The organism is Bacteroides faecalis, assembly GCF_003865075.1.
Taxonomy (GTDB): domain Bacteria; phylum Bacteroidota; class Bacteroidia; order Bacteroidales; family Bacteroidaceae; genus Bacteroides; species Bacteroides faecalis.
Map to the genome: position 1 here is coordinate 585807 of NZ_BHWB01000002.1, position 19658 is coordinate 605464.

Annotated in this window: 14 protein-coding genes; 8 read left to right on the forward strand and 6 right to left on the reverse strand. The window is 38.6% G+C overall.

Annotated elements, in window-relative coordinates; all coding sequences use genetic code 11:
* Window positions 1–150: 150 nt before the first annotated feature.
* Entirely contained in the window at window positions 151–588 is a 438-nt protein-coding gene (locus tag EJF25_RS05180) for a hypothetical protein (RefSeq protein ID WP_125040332.1), read from the forward strand.
* Window positions 589–592: 4 nt separating this feature from the next.
* Window positions 593–814, forward strand: a complete 222-nt coding sequence (locus EJF25_RS05185) for a helix-turn-helix transcriptional regulator (RefSeq protein WP_235016727.1) — start codon at window positions 593–595, stop codon at window positions 812–814.
* Window positions 815–826: 12 nt separating this feature from the next.
* Here EJF25_RS05185 and trhA read toward each other — a convergent pair whose 3' ends face one another.
* The 5 genes from trhA to EJF25_RS05210 all read right to left on the reverse strand — a co-directional run bounded on the left by trhA (window position 827) and on the right by EJF25_RS05210 (window position 8591).
* Entirely contained in the window at window positions 827–1477 is a 651-nt protein-coding gene (trhA, locus tag EJF25_RS05190; protein WP_125040333.1) for a PAQR family membrane homeostasis protein TrhA, read from the reverse strand.
* Between the two features lie 161 nt (window positions 1478–1638).
* On the reverse strand, window positions 1639–3519 hold the full coding sequence (locus EJF25_RS05195) for a transglutaminase domain-containing protein (RefSeq protein WP_125040334.1): 1881 nt from the start codon (window positions 3517–3519) through the stop codon (window positions 1639–1641).
* Between the two features lie 33 nt (window positions 3520–3552).
* Entirely contained in the window at window positions 3553–5559 is a 2007-nt protein-coding gene (locus EJF25_RS05200) for a DUF3858 domain-containing protein (RefSeq protein WP_125040335.1), read from the reverse strand.
* A 23-nt stretch (window positions 5560–5582) separates the two neighbouring features.
* Window positions 5583–7595 (reverse strand): DUF3858 domain-containing protein, encoded by a 2013-nt coding sequence (locus tag EJF25_RS05205; protein WP_125040336.1) that lies wholly within the window; start codon window positions 7593–7595, stop codon window positions 5583–5585.
* A 96-nt stretch (window positions 7596–7691) separates the two neighbouring features.
* Complete coding sequence (locus EJF25_RS05210; RefSeq protein WP_125040337.1) at window positions 7692–8591, reverse strand: diaminopimelate dehydrogenase; 900 nt, start codon at window positions 8589–8591, stop codon at window positions 7692–7694.
* Window positions 8592–8745: 154 nt separating this feature from the next.
* Here EJF25_RS05210 and EJF25_RS05215 point away from each other — a divergent pair, with 154 nt between their 5' ends.
* The 6 genes from EJF25_RS05215 (at window position 8746) to EJF25_RS05240 (ending at window position 18530) form a co-directional block, all read left to right on the forward strand.
* Window positions 8746–9684: a tyrosine-type recombinase/integrase gene (locus EJF25_RS05215; RefSeq protein WP_306308331.1), complete on the forward strand. Its 939-nt coding sequence runs from the start codon at window positions 8746–8748 to the stop codon at window positions 9682–9684.
* A gap of 370 nt (window positions 9685–10054) precedes the next feature.
* Window positions 10055–12958, forward strand: a complete 2904-nt coding sequence (locus EJF25_RS05220) for a coiled-coil domain-containing protein (RefSeq protein ID WP_125040339.1) — start codon at window positions 10055–10057, stop codon at window positions 12956–12958.
* A 393-nt stretch (window positions 12959–13351) separates the two neighbouring features.
* Entirely contained in the window at window positions 13352–14620 is a 1269-nt protein-coding gene (locus EJF25_RS05225; protein ID WP_125040340.1) for an MFS transporter, read from the forward strand.
* Window positions 14621–14707: 87 nt separating this feature from the next.
* Window positions 14708–15313 (forward strand): Holliday junction branch migration protein RuvA, encoded by a 606-nt coding sequence (gene ruvA, locus EJF25_RS05230; protein ID WP_125040341.1) that lies wholly within the window; start codon window positions 14708–14710, stop codon window positions 15311–15313.
* Between the two features lie 36 nt (window positions 15314–15349).
* Window positions 15350–16339 (forward strand): DUF3843 family protein, encoded by a 990-nt coding sequence (locus tag EJF25_RS05235; RefSeq protein ID WP_125040342.1) that lies wholly within the window; start codon window positions 15350–15352, stop codon window positions 16337–16339.
* Between the two features lie 331 nt (window positions 16340–16670).
* Window positions 16671–18530, forward strand: a complete 1860-nt coding sequence (locus EJF25_RS05240; RefSeq protein ID WP_160119376.1) for a family 43 glycosylhydrolase — start codon at window positions 16671–16673, stop codon at window positions 18528–18530.
* A 214-nt stretch (window positions 18531–18744) separates the two neighbouring features.
* Here the strand turns inward: EJF25_RS05240 and EJF25_RS05245 are convergent, their stop codons facing one another.
* Window positions 18745–19584, reverse strand: a complete 840-nt coding sequence (locus tag EJF25_RS05245; protein ID WP_125040344.1) for an outer membrane protein assembly factor BamD — start codon at window positions 19582–19584, stop codon at window positions 18745–18747.
* Window positions 19585–19658: the final 74 nt, after the last annotated feature.

Genomic DNA, 19658 nt, shown 5'->3' on the forward strand with positions numbered 1-19658 from the left:
AGTCTGGAATAAGTAAAGGCAAGAGATTAATAAAACTTCATTCTATTTGTTTTTCTATAAATTATATCTAAATTTGTAACCTGTAGGTTTCTTTTTGGAACTTATAAGTGATATTTCTATTCTAGTAATGCAAATAAAAATCTGTTTATTATGGAAAATGTTACGATTGAGAAAATGGAGGTTAAAAGGTTCTATGCACTTTTGATACGAACTATTGTTGGTGTATTACTTATGGCAATGGCAATATGGGGAGTGTTTTGTTTGGATAATGATATACCTAGCAGGTTTATGGGCAAATGGTTTGTTTTTTTTAATATACTGAATATGATTATTGTATGGAGAACTTCTTCTATTCTGGAAACAATAAAAAAAAGCAGGAAATTGGCAGGGGCTTTAGACAGTGAAATATATTCTGTCTATAACTATAAAGCTTTGTCCACAGGTTTCTACGCTGCTATCATTAGCGGTATGTTTTTATCTTTTTTCGGTGGACTCTTTAATTTCTCTATTCGTGTGGGATGTTTGCTAGTGGTTGCTATCTCTTTTTTTTCTGTTGAAATTCGAAGATTGATTTTATATAAGCCTTAGTCGGATGATGGAGAATAAAGAATTAATTAATAAAATCAAAGTTTTCAGGGCTATGAAGAATATTAGTCAGGAGGAACTTGCCATAGCCATTGGCGTGACTCGTAAAACGATTAATACGGTGGAGACGGGCAAGTTTGTACCTTCTACTATCCTTGCCTTAAGGATAGCACGATATTTTGAAGTTCCGGTAGAGGAAATTTTTGAATTAAATGATATGGAGGGCTAAATGAACTGTTCATTATAATATCAGCCAGATACCAATGATGTGTCCAACACTTCCTCCCAGACAGAATAAGTGAAAGACTGCATGCATATACGGTTTGCGAAGTGAATAGAATACAGCACCAATAATGTAGGATGCTCCTCCTCCCAATAACCACCAGAAAGCAGGAGTAGCATTCATTGCTGTCAAACAGTCCATTAGTGGTTTGAGAGCTACGAGAATAGCAGACCCCATTCCTACGAAACAAATGGTCTCCAGATTGCTATGTTCTTTGAGTTTTGTAAAGCTCAGGATAAATCCGACGATTGCCGATAGCCAGACAAAAGAGAATATTCCCCATCCCCAACCACCTGCATGGCGCATAACGAGCAATGTGAAAGGGGTATATGTGCCAGCAATATGTAAATAAATAGCTCCATGATCGAATTTACGCAGTAACTCTTTCAATCGTCCCGGACGACTGGCATGATACCACGTTGAACTAATGTAGCAAGATAACATTCCTACCAGATAGACTGAAACACAGGTCACCGCCCATGTTGGTTCCATATTTTCAGCAGCTCTTTTTAACAGTATATATCCTGCAATAATTCCAAGCAGAATACCTGATCCATGACTTAGGGCATTAACCCATTCTTCCTTATTGCTGTATCGTTTATTTTTCAAAGTTTTTCCTCCGTATGTTCAAATTGTCCTAATGTTTACTGTTTTAGAATTCAGCCAGTCATGGTGACCTTTTAAAGGGTGTGATTAGAATTGGTCACAAAGGTAGTGCTTTTTCTAAAAAGAGAAAGAACAAAGGACTTTTGTTACATCGACTCTTTGGCTTATTCCTTTCTTAAAATAATTGTTCCATTATATTGTTCTGCCACCTGTTTGCGGAAGTCGATAAAAGCTGGGTATTCTTCTGGATCATAAACACCTTTGTTCATCAACAGTCGGTGGATAACAAATATTTCTTTGTCTTTCACTTGAATGGAAGATAGGAATTTACCGAATTTGCTTTGCAGATTAACAGGACGAGGAAGTCCTTCAATGGCATAACCTTCAGGTAATGGGATGCAAATGCTGTCTGTATCCGAAAAACCATAATTGATATGAATAGGATATGTACGCTTTGCGCTACGAGGTACACTGAATCCTTTACGGAAAACATTGACAGGGATGAACAGTCGGTTGCCTGTTTTATTGCCATACTGGTTACTACTGATCACATAACTGAAAGTGATAGACGGATTGGATTCTTTCTGTTCGTTAATTTGCAGATTGAGAATATCGGCTTGAGGCAAATTAATATTCGAACGGATACGGTCTTTCTTTTGATTGGGTTCCAAGTACATGATGTCTGCTTCGTCTTCGTATTGAAACAATCGGGAAATCTCATTTACTTCGATGCGACTTTCAGTCGTGGGAGAAAGGAGGACTTTGGCCGTAATAGATTGCGTGTTTAGTGAATCCGGATAAGTGGGCAGACGATATATACGTCCTCCTGTAGGCTCAATAAGTAACGCATCGTGACCTGCAATACCTTGATGGACATATCCGAAAGGAAGCTCTGCATTGGTACATTCCAGCCAAAGTGTATCTTGTGGAAGAGGAACATGCAGAATAACATGATTCATCTGATTCGGACTTGAGAAATCGGGAATGAGCCGTTCATTTTCGGTGCTGATGGCGGTATAAGTAGAAGAAATATCTAATTCCTTCAACATAGCACGCATATAATTGGAGAGTCCTTTGCAATCACCGAATCCTGTACGGCAAACATCAGTGGCAGCGATGGGCTGTAAACCTCCAATTCCTAACTGAATGCTGACGTAACGTGTATTTTTTGCCAGATAGTCGTACACTGCTTTCACTTTCTCCCGATCGGTGGAGCAATTAGCTGTCAGTTCATGCAATGAATTCCGGAAAGGTTCGGTCAGCAGATCACGTCCTTCGAGTAGTTTGTTTTGCCATTCTCCAAATTTCTGCCAAGTACTCATATCTCCTACCGTCTTGTCGTATTGAAAAGCAGAAGGAGAAAAATAAATACGTGGAAACAGTTGCGCAAAAGAAGGGCCAAACGGTTCTTTTGCGATTGGTGGCAGTTTTGTAGCTGTGGCTTCGATAATCTGCTGTCCATTCGGACCGATGGACTCTTTCACCTGAATGTTTTTTCCTTTGGTATGTTGCTCATAATACCGACATGTTTGTTCGGCAGGTAGCTCAATCCGGTAAGAAGCTTTTTCTACTCTTTGGTCGAAGCTGAATTGTGGTAGGAAAGGTGGATAACCGATGAGACCGTTGGTGCATTTTATTTCCCATTCGTATCTCACAGTAAAAGGCAAAGAAGGATAGTTGCAGTCGTACACATAGAAATAATCGTCCGAAGCGAGTGAACCGGAGTACTCACTCTTCTGAAGATTTGATTTCTTAATCTTCCGTACGCTTTGCCCAGTGGCATTAAATATCTCTCCGGAAAACTTCTGCAAGGAATTGAACATGTCACAACGACAAATAAACCGGGCGTCTTCCATCCCTTTGCGATTGAGAATGGTGATGGTGATGCTCTGCTTTTCTACCGATTGCGTCATCGACTTGCAAATGATTTCTGTGTGCATATCCTGTACGATGGAGATGAGATCGGACTGCACATCCTGCGCTTGTGCGAAGAGTGTAAAGAGGATTAAACAGGCGCAGGATAGAAGTCTGGTTGAATGATTCATGATGTATATAAAGTTTTTTAAGATGGGTATTATTTATAACTTTCTCAGTACTACCATTTCATTGTTTTTATTGGTGATCTTTTCCCAGAAAGCTTTCACGTCTTGATACTCATCAGGCAGATAGAATGATTTGCTGGAAGAAAATACATACTCTATTTTTATTGCATCATGTTCTTGGGATATGTTGTATTGGCAGATACTTTGTCCGTCTTTTGCTATGAGTTTCATAGATTTGGGAATTTCTTCGATTACATAGCCTTCTGGAATTCTTAGAAGTGTAGTCAGAAACAGTTGATTGTTATATGTTATTTCTATGGGAAGCTTTCGCTCTGCTTGTGTGAATGGGCATTTGCTGACATGGAGGAATACAAGCGGATTCACGTAAATGTGGTTGTCACTTACTGTCAGTTGTTTCTCAAATTCAAAAAATTCTGTAACGTTAGGTGAGAATGACCGCACATCTTTTACTTGAAATTGCTTGACACTGATGCTCTCTGTTGTTTCCAGTTCGCTTATAAAGGCGGTACTGTCTTTGGCATTATGATAACGTTTTCGAAACGAATACGTATCTAATCCGGTATACTTAGTCAGTCTGGTTCCTTTGATTTTTCCTTCCGGACAAATGTATCCGTCTACTTTCGAGTCGATTTGATGTTTACCCAGCCGGTTCAGGTTTACCCAATAACTTGCTCCCATATCATTGATGATACGTGCCTGATCTACCATTAATATAGGAGATAGGACATTTATGAACCCGTAATCTATTGAACCGTCTAAGAAAACAAATGTGCTGTCGGTATCAGCAATACCTACAATAAAGGTATTTAACTTCAGAATAGAAGGGTGGCTGATGGGTAATCTTCCTGCATCTCTCCTGCTCATTACCACTGGATAACAGGGAATCTGTGCGTCACGCAGCATACTCATCAATATAAAATTGAAGTCGGCATTGCTGCCTGTTTGATCTTTTATTACTTTTTTTACTTCATTTCCATATAGGCTGTATTGTCCATTCCAGGATAGCTTCTTTTTGAGGAAAAGAAAGATTGCGGATATTTGCTCCAGTTGGCTAGGTAATTTATCCAGGTGCAGTGACTTTATTTCTTTGTGGTAAGGATTGCGCATTCTGAGTAACCCGCCAAAACTTTCATCTTCTAACAGCATTTTATCGATATCATTCCACGCTTGGGTAAATGAATGATAGGGCCTGCCCGGAATTTCAAGTCCTTTGATTTCGAGATTGACACCGCTCAGGTAGTCATCCGCACACCAGACATAATTATCAGCATGAAGAGCTGGTAATTGCTTGCCGGTGAATAGTAAATAGTCTCCTTTGCATTCTATCGTTCCTGGAGGATAGGGCGGTTCGAGCATGAATAATTGACGGGTTGTTTCTTTTTGGGGAGTTAGGCTATAGCTGCCTTGTACCTCTAGGCTGTATTTAAAATATTCGGGTATTGTTATTTCGTATTGAGCCAAAAGGACCGGAATATTCCTTTGAGCTTTCCAAGGAGCTATATTGAAGAAAAAATCAGAATGTAATTGAAACTTATATTCGAATACTGTTCCTTTTTTGACAGCAGGTATGGAAAACTTAGTTAGCATATAATCGTTGTTAAGCCGTTCTTTAAAAATGAGATTGTTTTTTAGTTTGGTACGTACAATTTCTCCTTTTTCCAGATTATAGGCTGATGCGTCAATCTGTTTGACTGTCTCTCTTAAACGATTGTCTTTAGTATTCAGGTAATATGGAATGCTGATGTTAGCATGAGATGCCCCATTAGGCTTGAGTACTTTAACCTTGAACTCGTAGTCATATACAAGGCGGAACTGCCGTTCGACGAAAATATAGTTTACACTACATTTGGAATAAAGTACTACTGCCGTAGCGGATGTGTCAGGAGCATACTCGGTCATAGCCAACTCCTCTTTGGTGGGATGGCCGTATTTTGTGCTAGGCTCAATATTAGCGAGCTTAGCCTGACGGGCGGAACTCTGCCAGCCTAATAATAACATGGCAAACAGCAGTATCAGCTTCATATTATTTACAGATTGAGATTATATTATATTTTTTTCAGTACAATAGTTGCTTTATTCTTATCAATCATTTTGGTCCATATATCTTGTATCTGTTTGTATTTATCGACAGGGAATAGATAGGATTTCATACTGAATAGATAATTCAAGCGGATCTGATTCTCTGCTTTCTCTATCATATATCTGCATTGCAGATCATTGTTGTCGTTTTTGATAAGTTGCGACTGGGGGAGCTCTTCCACTGTGTATCCTTCCGGAATAGTCAATGTGGATGATACTACAAAACTATATGGATAGGGGAACTCGACAGGAAGCACTCTTTCTGTCTGGAAGAAAGGATTCTTGTCTACATGGGTGAAAATCATTGGATTAACATATAGCCGGTCTCCAGATGTTCCCGTTTTTATGGTGAAATCTGTTAATTCTTCCAATTGCGCGAGATCGTCAGAAATGTTTTGGATTTTCGTATTACTGAAGACACTCTTGTCATTTTCCTGAGAATCGGCTGATTCTTTTTTGTGTAGCTTCCGTCGCTGGAATTCCAATGCCTGATGTCCGGTAAAGGAGGATTTACGCTTTCCTTTAATCTCTGTTCCTTCTATAGCAGCTTCAATGGTAACAAATACGGCACTATTTGAAATTTTAGTCAGATCCACCCATTTTTTTTCTTCGGCTTCCGGTGATCCAAGTATATACGCTTGGCTTACGGTTAGTTCAAGTGGCAATACATTGAGTGTAGGAATCTCCATCGAGCTGTCTAGGTAGATGTATTTCTTGTTGTCTTGATCGTAAACGGCAACAACAAATGTATTCAGTTTCTGAATAGAGGGATAATTGATGGGAAGTATTCCTGCTGAACGGTGACTCATTACAACGGGATAGGCTGAGAAGCCGAAGTCCTTGAGTATGCTAATGAGCACGAAGTTTAGATCGGCATTACTGCCTCTTTTTTCTTTTAACACTTTAGAAGGATTTATACCGTATAGTCTATAAGTACCATCCCATGCCAGATTCTTTCTCAGTACCTTAAATGCAGTGATAATTTTTTGGTTGGTGGTCATGTCACTGGAAAAATCGCGTTTGGCTTCCTCTCTGAAAGGATTGGTCATCGCCATAAGCTGACCGAACGGTTCGTATTCGATATTCATAAGTCGTTTCTCTATATCCGACCACTTCTTGCTAATAGGACGGTATTCCTGTCCTGGAAAGTTGGTGCCTTGCATGTCGAAACTAATCTGTACTTTGTAATCTTCCGGACACCAGCAGTAGTCTTCCTTTTGTTTAATAGCTGGAAGGTTCTCGCTAGTGAAGGTTAATTGATCACAGTTTACGGAGAATACATCTGCCGAACCGGCTCCACCAGGTCCATAGTTGGACGCACGCATGGTGGTCTGTTTTTTATCTGTTTTTATCAGGTCGCTTCCACGACTTTCGATGTTGAAAATATATACCAGTGGAATGGTGACTTCGTACTGATTGTAAACCACCGGGATTTCTTGTTGCATAAACCAGTTGGGTATTTCGATATAACTGGTTGTTGTCATATAACGGTATTCAATTACCGTTCCGGCTTTTACTGCGGGAAGAGAGAATTTCAAGACTTTGATATTGGGATCTACTCGTTCGTCGGATATCAGGTCACTGGTGAGTGCAGTCTTGACAATCTTTCCATTTTCCATGTTATAACTGGCTCCGTCCAGTTTTTCTATTCTGTCAGCTTCTTTATGTGTGTCTGTAGGAGAGTAGTATGGAATGGCGACATCTGCGTAAGAGGTTCCTTGTGATTTCAGAATTTTCACTCGAATTACTTGTTCGGTATGTAATTTGAAAAAGTCATTGTAAGTGAAATAGGTTTTCCCCTGATGAAGAAGACATACGGCTGTAGCTGTGGTGTCGGGAGCATAAGTAATCAGGGATAATTCTTCTTTAGTGGGTTTGCCGTATTTCAAGTTGGGCTTGAGAACGGGATCGCTTTGTTGTGCTAGAACATACGATATGCACAGAAATAAATAAGTGTATAGTGTGAATAGTTTTTCCATATTCTTGTGTGTTGTTTCATATTATCACAAATTTAGGAAAAAAAAAGAGAAAGAACCAAGCCTTTCTCTTTTTATTTTCATCTTTAAAGCAAAGATTTATACGAGATGTCCGATCCACTCTTCGCGGTCGCCTGGAAGCAGGTCGATTACCGGAACTTCTACCATGGTATAACAACCCGGTTGCTGTTTCATAGAAGCGCGTGCTACGCATACTAATACTTGTGCAGTCAGTGCAGGATTGTTGATACGCATATTAAATTCGAATAACTGGTTTTGAGTTTTTCCTGATACTCCTTTGCGAGTCAAGTTTACACCGTGTCCCATATCAAGCAATGCATCTACGCTCGGAACGAGTTTCACATGTGTTTCGTCATTTACAAAATAAGGGTCTGCTTTGATGGCTGCTGCTACTTCTTCAAACTTATATCCGTCTTTCAGTTCGATATATACCATACGGCGATGAATACCAGTTCCTGTCGGGATAGTCATAGATAAAGCGGCTTTCACTCCATCAACAGCTTTTACGGCAACAGTGTGTCCCATACTCATACCGGGACCGAAGTTGGTGTATGTGATACCTTTCGGAGCGATTGCTTCGAGCATCGTACGTACGATAGAGTCACTTCCCGGATCCCAGCCTGCAGATATGATCGATACAGCTCCATGTGCTTTGGCTGTAGCATTCAATGAACGGCGTAAATCTACAATACCAGTATGAATGTCGAAGCTATCGACCGTATTAATACCCATTGCCAGGTATTCTTTGGCATATTTTTCTACGCTGCGAGTCGGAGTACAAAGTATGGCAACTTCTACACCTTCCAACTCTTTGATATCTTTCACTACTGCATAATTTGCTAGTTCTTCCGGCTTGTTTTCTGCTCCTGCACGACGAACAACACCAGCTATTTCAAAATCTGGTGCAGCTTGAAGGGCCTCAAGTACATAGTGCCCGATATTGCCATAACCAACGATGGCGGCTCTTACTTTTTTCATCCTTTAATAGGTCTTAATGAACAAATTTCTTTCTAATTGCTGCAAAAATAAACATTTTATTATAAACTATTGTTTTTCTGACTAATATTTTTTTTATTAGTTTAATGAGAATGTGTGTATTTATAGTTTTATTTATAGGTAAATAATTGGTAGAATAATGAAAGTAGTAGCATTTATGAAACAAGTAGCCGATCGGTTACAAATGGAAGGGAACTTTGGTACTGCTCACGTCTATCGTAGTAGTCTCAATGCCATTATTGCTTATCATGGGAAAAAAGATTTTAGTTTTTCACAAGTAAATCCGGAATGGTTGAAAGGGTTCGAAATACAACTTCGTAGTCGTGGATGTAGTTGGAATACGGTTTCAACTTATTTGCGTACGTTTCGGGCTGTTTATAATCGTGCGGTAGATAGAAGTATAGCGGTTTATGTGCCGCATCTCTTCCGTTCTGTGTATACCGGTACACGCGCCGATCGTAAACGGGCATTGGGTGGAGAGGATATAAAAAAGGTGTTCGCAAAATTACCTCATTCGCACAAAGGACGCTGTTCTTTGGAAAGTGCACAAGAGTTGTTTATCCTGATGTTTCTGCTTCGTGGTCTTCCTTTTGTTGATCTTGCGTATTTGCGTAAAAGTGATCTGCGTGGTAATGTCATTACATATCGCAGGCGTAAAACAGGAAGTCCTTTGGCGGTGACATTGACTCCGGAAGCAATGGTACTTTTGCGTAGGCATATCAGCCGAGATGCAACTTCTCCGTATTTATTCCCATTGCTGACCAGTGAGGAGGGGACGAAAGAAGCTTATCGCGAATATCAACTGGCTTTGCGCAATTTCAACAAACAGTTGGCGTTGCTTGGTAAGATATTGAGATTGGGTGATAAACTTAGTTCGTATACAGCGCGCCATACATGGGCAACTACAGCATATTACTGTGAGATCCATCCCGGAATTATTTCAGAGGCTATGGGACATTCGTCGATTACGGTGACTGAAACTTATCTCAAACCTTTTCAGAATAAGAAAATAGATGAAGCTAATAAACAGGTAATAGAGTTTATAAGATATTCAGTTCCTGTTGTAGCATTCTGAATATTAGTCTGTTACTTCGTAGGTAACAGGCGGAATAATGCTGCAAAGATGGATATATTTTGGAAAACATGCAAACAAAATAGATTTTTTTTCATATAAATTGCTAAAAATGCTTGTAGCACGATAAAACGGTGGATGTCTTGCTCTTTGGTTTGCTATTGAACTCTCGATTTAGATAAAAGACTTCCCTCCCCTCTGCTGTGCTTGGGAAGCAGGGGTAAAAATGTTTTCATGTCTGATCATTGTTTTTTCATACTAATTAGATTCTGCTGGATGTAAAACGCATCCGCCTGTTACCTACGAAGTAACGGAATAATATTATTGAAACGTAGTGTTTAATAATATATTATTAATGTAATTTTAAGTAGTTATGAAAAAAAAGTTTGTTAAAGTGATGCTCTTCGGAGCATTAGCGCTTGCGACAACGGCAACTGTGACAAGTTGTAAAGATTACGATGATGACGTGTCCAACTTGCAAGAACAGATTGACAAGATCACATCGAACAATCCTGTGAGTGTAGCTGATATGAAAGCTGCTGTCAATGCTGCTAAATCCGAACTGGAAACTCAGTTGGCCACTGTGAAGAGTAATCTGGAAAATAAGGATGCTCAGATTTCCGAATTGACATCAAAGATTTCTAATCTGGAAAAAGTCTTGGAGAATGCTGCCGACAAAGAAGCAGTCAATGAATTGACTACTGAATTGACTAATACCAAGAATGATTTGTCAGCTCTTCAAAGCCTTCAGGCATCTGATATTGAAAAATTGGAAGATAAAATCTCCGAACTTGAAGGTTTGTCTACAGATCTGGAAAGTTTGAAGGCTACTTTTGCAACAAAAGCAGAACTCGCAAACTATGTTGAGTCTCAGGAACTTTCCGGTATTATCAGCCAGGAAATTGTTGATGCTTTAGGTGATAACGGTAAGATTGCAACTGCCATCAATGACGCGATCCAGACAAAGGTATTGGTAACTCTGGGTGGTATGAGTGAAGTTGCCAAACTTGCAGGAGCAGATGGTACGGTAGCGGATGTCATCAAAAATATTTATGATGTTATCAACAACGATAAGACAGGTATTCTTGCTAAATTAGTAGAACTGAAGGATTATCAGGATGCATTGGAAACAAAAGCTGTTGCCGAAGGTTTCGAAAGCGTAGAAAAGGTGATCGCTAAGGTGAAGGAATTACAGGAGAACTATACACAACTTTATGCAAGCGATCAGTTTAAGAATGCTGTAAATACTGAAGTTGCAAGTATTATCAATGCTCAACTGAAGGATGCGGATACAGCTTTAGGAGGTTTGAAACAAGAGTTGGTGAGCTTGGGCATTGCTATTAATAGCATGATTCAGAGTGTGGTATTTATTCCTTCTACTGTAGATCGTAGCGTGGATTTCTATACTTTGTACGCAAAGACTACGGATGTTAATTCTGCTGATCAATATGTAGTAGCTGCAAAGAGCGTGAATACTCAAAAAATGGAATTCCGCATTTCTCCGGCTTCTGCTGTATCATCTGTAGAAGATTTCAATAAAAAATATACTATTAGCCTGAATGCAGAAGAACGTCCTAACTGGACTCGTAGTGTAAATGAGTTTGATGTGAAAGTAGAAAGCTATAATGCTGGTATATTGACCGTCAGTCTGACTACAACAGGTTCAACAAGCCATGCCGTTTCTTTGAATATTGATAGTAAAGAAGATGAAGACGGTAACGCTGGTTTGACTCCGACTCATGTTTCTTCTGATTATCTGGCTGTAATTCAGTCTAACTATTATTTGAAGACTGCTTACTATACTGTAGCCACTGCTAAAGTTGGAGAAATCGTTTATGATGCTCCTAAAGCAGTTGATTTCTCTAAAGCTGGTGTATTGACGATTGATTATACAACATCAACAGACGCTACTGCACAGACACAAACGAAAGCATTTAGTGAGTTAAACGTGGAAAATATTTTTGTGACTACTTATTCTTTGGAAGGTACTGACAAGAATCTTTTTGATGTATCGAATGAAAAAGGTACAGCCGGTAGCGTAAGCTTGAAGAAAGCAAACGAAGGAGTAGTGGATCTGATTGGCAAAAATGCTACAGTAAAAGCTAATGTGGCTTTGAAGGATAACACTTACACAATGGAGGTTGCTCCTGCTACAGCTGCAAATCCTCAAACTTTGGGTACTGTAACTGTCATTCGTGAGACTAAAAATCTGAGTCATGCTTATAATGCATTGGATATAGTATGGGCGAACACAGATCAGACAAAAGTTTTGCCTTCTTCTGAAATATACAGAGATCCGAGCGTGAATATCCCTGTAGCTGACTATCAGGCTTTGACTGTAAAAGAACGCCCGACAACCGGAGTATACTTTGTTGTTGGATCAGGTAACGAACTGACTGTAAACGTACCTGCAGGTATTGCTGCCGGTGATTATACTGCAAAAATTGTATTTGAATCTGTATCTGACGGTTATACAGTAACAGTTACAGCTCCTGTGAAAGTAGCTTATCCTGCATTGGAAACTTTGACATTTGACAATGTATTATGGAGTAGCTCTACAGGTGTTAATCTGGAATTGACTCCGACTCCGGACAGTAGTAAACCTAATGGTATCACTGTTTCATATGACTTAAAGTCTGTATTTAGCAATTATGATAACGTGCAAGAATCTTTACCTGCCGGTGGTTCTATCGAAATTACTATACCGAATAAGGATAACTTTGAAGGTTTGACTTTCACTACTACTACATTGGCTTTCAACAAAGATCAATTCAAGAAAAAAGATGGCGTAACAGAAAACGTTAAGATGAAAGCAGTAGTTAAATTAGGTACTACAGCTGTTCAAACATTGGAATCTGATATCACAATTGCTAAGATTAGTGGTACTTGGAAAGCTGGTAAGACTGCTGTAACATTGACTGACAGAGCTGCTACAATTAACTTGGCTGACGGTTTTGTTTGGAGTGATTATCGTGGCAAAACTATGTGGGAAAAGGGTAATGCTATTATAGGTGGTGATAACTTTGCTGCTAATGCAAACGCTCTTTTGGTATATGGTCTGTCTGCTCCTACATTTAGCATTGTTGGAAGTACTTCTGATAAATATTTGACTGTTACTCCAGAAGGTAAGATTAGTTTCACTACTATCGGTAAGGGTTATTCATTTGTTAATGACTATACCATTAAGGTGAAAGTGACTGCTACTTCTCAGTGGGGTACAATCACTGGATACAATGATGCAAGTAGCATTATTACAGTAACCGTTCCTAAGAACTAAAAGAATAGGATGCCTTTCCATTTCTGTGGGAGGCATTCTTCTTTTGGAAGAAAATAATAATCTATGAGGGTATTTCCGAATGAGAATACCCTTATTTTAATTTTGTTTGATAGCGAAGGGATTCTTCTAAATACTTTTTTAATTCCCCACTAATTTAGAAGATGCAATTCCTGGGACTGATGAAGAATTCTGTGCTTGAGAAAGTCTGGCTTTATTTATGGTCCTTTAAGAGGGTGGTTGAAATTTTCCCTGATACCACCCTCTTTTTTATTTTGGAGATTTAATGGAGACATCTTCTCTTTTACCATAATTTGGAAATATGGTATTCTATTACACAACCTTTTTTTAGAGAGGTTGTTCCTTAATCAGTTATACAATAAAAATTATCTCGTTATGATCCAGAATAATAATCGGAGTAAAGTGATTAATGTGTTTGTCGTGTTTATAGTCATGTTGATTCTTTACTTCATCGTGGGACTTTTTACGGTCATCAATCAGCAGTTTCAGATACCATTACAAACAGCTATGTTACTTCACGATGGCAATATTACAAATGCGTTGGTTACCATGTTAAATTTCTCTTGGTTTCTTGCCTATCCTTTGTCTGAGGGATTCGGGACGCGCTGGTTAGAAAAGTATGGGTATCGGAAAACATCTTTTCTTGCATTACTGATACTTGTCGTTGGATTAGCGATTTATGAAGCAGCTGTACTTTTTCATATATATACTCCGGTACAAGTTTCAATTGTCGGAAACGAGATATCTCTCGGATTCTTCATTTTCTTGATCGGCTCTTTTGTAATCGGTATGTCTGCGACTGTTTTACAAGTGGTACTCAATCTATATCTTGCTGTTTGCCAGATCGGTAATACTACAGCTTTACAACGACAAATGATAGGAGGAACAAGCAATTCGATTGGTATGGCTATTGCACCACTTGTTATTAGTTATTTGATTTTTCGCGGAACGCCTTTGCATGATATTACTACGAAACAATTTATTCTTCCGCTTCTCATATTAATATTATTGATGTTGATTGTTGCGATCTTCGTGAGCAAAATACAAATGCCAACTATCGATAATATCCGGCAAGCACCGGGAGAGACACTTGAAAAAAGTGTATGGTCTTTCCGACATTTCAAATTAGGGGTATGGGGTATTTTCTTTTATGTCGGCATTGAGGTTGCCGTTGGAGCAAATGTGAATATGTATGCATCTGAATTGGGAGGATCGTTTGCAGTCAATGCTACCCATATGGCTGCTTTATATTGGGGATTACTGTTGTTAGGACGTTTTCTAGGTTCTTTTATTAAGAGGGTATCTTCTGAAAAGCAACTGGTAGTTGCCTCTATAGGAGCCATTGTGTTACTTGTGTTGGCTATGTTGGCAGCAAATCCATGGATATTGACAGGAGTAGGCTTTTTTCATTCTGTTATGTGGCCGGCTATCTTCACACTGGCAACCGATAAGCTTGGAAAATATACGACTAAAGCATCCGGAGTATTAACAATGGGTGTGATTGGTGGCGGTATTATCCCTTTCTTACAAGGAATTTTTGCAGATTTAATGGGTGGCAATTGGTATTGGACATGGGTACTCGTTATTGCAGGGGAAGTCTATATATTGTATTATGGTTTGAAAGGATACCGATTGAGGAATTAGACATCTGCTGTTGTGCATGAAAAATGTTTTTATTGCTAATAAACTTCATTTGCGAGGCTGAAAAATAAAGTATACATTTGTCCCATTATGATAGAATATCTTAGAGGCGAGCTTGCCGAGCTAAGTCCGGCAACCGCAGTAATTGATTGTAACGGGGTGGGATATATTGCTAATATATCGTTGAATACTTATTCTGCTATTCAGGGAAAGAAAAGTTGCAAGTTGTATATTTACGAAGCTATTCGTGAAGATGCTTATGTGTTGTATGGATTTGCTGAAAAGCAGGAACGCGAGCTTTTTTTGTTGTTGATTTCCGTATCGGGTATTGGTGGAAATACAGCGCGTATGATTTTGTCTGCACTCTCTCCCGCTGAATTGGTGAATGTGATTAGTACGGAAAACGCTAATCTGTTGAAAACGGTGAAAGGGATTGGCTTGAAAACAGCGCAACGTGTTATTGTCGATTTAAGAGATAAAATCAAAACGCTGGGAACAATTGCCGCAAGTGGAGGTGCTTCTGTTGGAATACTGTCATCATCTGTCAATGTAGAGGTGCAGGAAGAAGCTGTGGCTGCATTAACTATGCTTGGTTTTGCTACGGCTCCTTCGCAAAAAGTGGTGTTCGCTATTTTGAAGGAGGAACCGGAGGCACCTGTAGAGAAGGTTATTAAATTGGCTTTGAAGAGATTGTAAGAATCGGGAATAATCAGGTTGGATAGTAAAAAGAATATGAAGCAGCAGAAAATATATATGAAAACATGGCTGGACTTTCACAGCCGTCTGAAATTAGTGGATACAGATCAATGGTATCTTGATTTAGCTAATAATTTGTTATTGGTGATTAGTGAGTCGGATCTATATCGGGAAGAAACGCAAGAGACTCAACAACAGGCTGCCATTACGATGGCACTTTATCTGGAAGATTGTGTGGCGGATAGTGGCAATTGGCGTCAGTTTATCCGTTGGCACAAGAAAAGTTATGGTCAGTATCTTCCTTTTTATACGGTGTCCGGAAGTTATTTTCCGGATGAGATTAATAAAGAAGATGTTGCTTTCTTGCTTTGGGCAATCAATTCTCCAGTTGGAGAAGAGACAGATTATATTGAGAATCCGTTGGATGCAGATTTGCTGGAATTTGCAGATATACTTTATAAATTACTGGATGAAGTATTCGAAGAAGCTCCTATGAGTGACGGACTTGCCGGTGACTGGCTGATGGAAACAGAATTGATGGAAAAACAACGTACTGCTTTGCCTGTTGCTTTGAAGGATGAGAAATTGCCTGTCAATGTAGAACGTTTTATGAAAGCGAGTGGAGGCGAGGCTTTAATGTTTTTTGATTCTTATGCTGCTTTGAAACTTTTCTTTATACAAGCTTTGAAATGGGAAGATGAAGAAGACTCTTTACTGCCGGATTTGCAGGAATGTGAGAATTTTGTATTGTATGCTAATATGAAAGGAATATTGATAGGCCCCGATGTAGCGGAGTATTTTGCAGATAAACGGAATGAGTTGTATAATGCAGAAACAGCGGAAGAAGAAGCCTATGAACTCTTTTGTGAACAGGGGCTTTGTCCGTTCGACTTATTAAAATATGGTATGGAACATCAGTTATTGCCCGATGCTCAGTTCCCATTTGAAAACGGAAAGGCTTTGCTTCACGAGAATTGGGATTTTGTGGCTCGTTGGTTCTTAGGAGAATATTATGAAGGGGAATAAGTGACATGAGTATTAAAAAGAATAATAATCCTTTTGCAGAAAAGGCAAAGTCCGGGGCTGGAAAAAAGAAAGTTACGGGAAAGAGAGTAGGTAAATCTAAGCCGGGAAAGGCGAATAATCAACTAAATAGAAGGGTTAAGTAGAAAAACTAACGTTAGTTGAGCGATGCTAATCTATAGATACAAACTTTTTTTTAATGGTAATATAAGATACTTGAAAAATATTATCTAAATGATAGAATATTTCTTTAACTTTGAATTTAGATCACATGTCTTTTTAATATAGAACTTAGACTAATTTAATTAAAATGAAAAACATGAAATGTAGAACAATGAAAAAAGTATTGACGAAAGGTCTTTGTATGTTAGCTGTTTTCTTATTAGCTACAGCTTGCGGTAAAGAAGATAATGTTCCTCAGACAGATGACAATGGTAATAAAGACTCAAAAACCTCTTATGTATATTTGAAAAAATATGGTTTGGAGATAATCAAGGTTTCTATTCAGAAAGAAGAATATGTCTACTCTTTATCAATCCTTAAAGGAGGTGATAATACGGCATTTGAGGGTGATGTGAAAATAAGTACATGGACAGAAGAAGAATTAACGGCGTATAATAAGAATAAAGGAACTTCTTATGTATCAATAGCTTCTGACTTGTATTCGGTAATTCCGGAAAAACTAACTTTTACAAAAGAACAAAAGTCTCTGAATGTTGATGTAAAGCTTATTCCTGAAAAGTTGTTGAAGGTTGTAGAAGAAAACAATAAAGTTGAGTATGTGATTCCTTTGCGACTGGAAAGTGATAATGTCGAAGTAAAAGCAAACCGTCAAGATTTACTTCTATATATTTCTTTAGAAGCTCCAATGTTGAAGTTTGCTTCCTATGAAAAAACAGTGCTTGTACAAGGAGAAAGTACTGAATTTAATGTAAATACAGTACTGAATTATAAAATTGATGGGAAGGTTTCGGGTAGTCAATGGGATTTCACAAGTGAACTGGTTGTTCCGGAAAACGCGTTGGATCTAGTTGCAACCTACAATCAATCTCATAAAACTGATTATGAATTGTTACCTAGTGAAGCATATAATCTTACCGAAAAAGTTCATTATAGTATCAATGATACCAAGGCCGAAGTAACTGTGGTTATCGACAGAGATAAAATGGAAGTAAAATACTATATTTTACCATTAAAATTATCGGCACCTTCTTCAAGTGTTGTGATGTGTGACAATGACATTCTTTATTGTTTAGTAAGCCGTTCATATAATAATCCAATTATTGCTTTAAGCGTTCCGGATCCGACAGTAATTCATACACAAGATGGGTATTTTTATCTGTATGGTACTGAAGACACACGTAACATGCCTATATACCGCTCAAAAGACATGGTGAGCTGGGAATATATGGGGACAGCGTTTACTAACGAGACACGTCCTACCTGGGATGGTGATCATAGTTTGTGGGCACCCGAAATCCGTTACTTCGACGGGCATTATGTGCTTTACTATTCTTGGGCTAAATGGGGGGATGAATGGAACAGTAATGTAGGAGTAGCCGTATCTGACTCGCCTACTGGTCCATTTATCGATAAAGGATGTGTGATAGACGCGCATGATATGGGGGTACAGAACTCTATCGATCAATTCTTCTACGAAGATGGTGGAAAGAAATATATGTTTTGGGGAAGTTTCCGGGGGATTTACGTAACGGAACTCACCGATGACGGTTTGCGTGTAAAGATGAACGCAGATGGTACTCCGGTATTAAAAGAGCGTATTTGTGGAAATTATTTCGAAGCTACTAATATTTATAAGAAGGGAGAGTATTATTATCTTTTCGCTTCTATAGGAAGTTGTTGTGAAGGTGCAAAAAGTTCATACACTACAGTAGTGGGACGTTCTAAAAATATATTAGGTCCTTATTTGAATAAAGCCGGTGGTGATATGCTCTATGATAAGTATGAAGTGGTACTACAAGGTAACTCTGTATGGGCAGGTCCTGGTCATAACTCGATTATACAGGTAGATGATGACGGGGTTGAATGGTTGATTTATCATGGATATAAAAAAACGGAAGCCAATAATGGTCGTGTTGTATTACTTGATCGTTTACATTGGACTGATGATGGTTGGCCTTATGTGAAAGATTTGGCTCCTTCTGTATCATCTCTTATTCCTGTTTTTAGATAAGTCTGTGACATCAATTGAGTTATTATGAGAAGATCTGAAATGAGATATTAACAGATTGGATTATTCACAGATTTCAGTTGAAAGAAGAATTATTCTAAGATAAGTAAAGCCGACTCTTCATTAATTTTTGAGTCGGCTTTATATTTTTATTTAAGCTTATGCAATTTAAATGGATTCATCTAGTTTTTATTTGTGGCAATAATAGTTATATTAATTATTTCTCTGCTGCAGCTTTCTCTGCGTTAATTTCTTTTTTCTTATTGATGAATCCAATTTTGAGGTTAGCTTCTTCTTGTTCTTTTTTAATTTGAGTCATGTTGGAAAGAATTTGTGCCAATTCATAAATTCCGACTGCTGCTTGTCGGTCGGTTGGATTCATAGTAGTCGTATATTTACGGTCACCGATATATTCCAAGCGGATATTTTTGTCTTTATTGAGATTTACGAAATCGATAACTCCTCCGTCTTCTCCCAACTTATAATCAGCTTTTTCTATTTTCTCGTCCAGATCGGTGGTTTCATAACTGTCTCTGGATCTGGGAGCTTCAGCAGATGTTCCGTCGGAAACAGATACTTTGACGGCTGTGTGATGGATATTGTTACTTCCACAATAAATAGAAGTCATGCTCATAATACCCTGTTCGTTCACCTGAAAACGAAGGAAAGAACGGTGCAAGTTCTTTTCAACAGTCTGGGTTGGCCAGAGATAATTACCCAGTTGCTGATAGGCAGTATCTTTTTCTAGAATATATTGATTTTTAATAGCATCGAATGCTTGTTGCTTTGCCTGGAGTGCATTGTTCAGACTGTCTAATTTCTGTTGTTGTACTTTAAGTTCCACATCCAACATCAAAGCCTGACCGGCTTTACGAGTTTCAAATGCTTTAGGATACAGTATTTTGATACTGTCGATTTGTAACTTGGCTTCTTTATAGTCACCTTGTTCGTAAGCTGTGCGGGCTGCTGTCAGTTTTTCATTAGCTTTTTTTTCGATGCCGTTTCCGCACGCAGCCAATAGGAATGCACCACAATAAAGGGTAATCAGTTTTTTCATCCTGTTATTCGTTTTATAAAACTGTACTGTTTCTATCTGGATAAAGCTGAATCTAGATGATTCTGGTGGCAAAA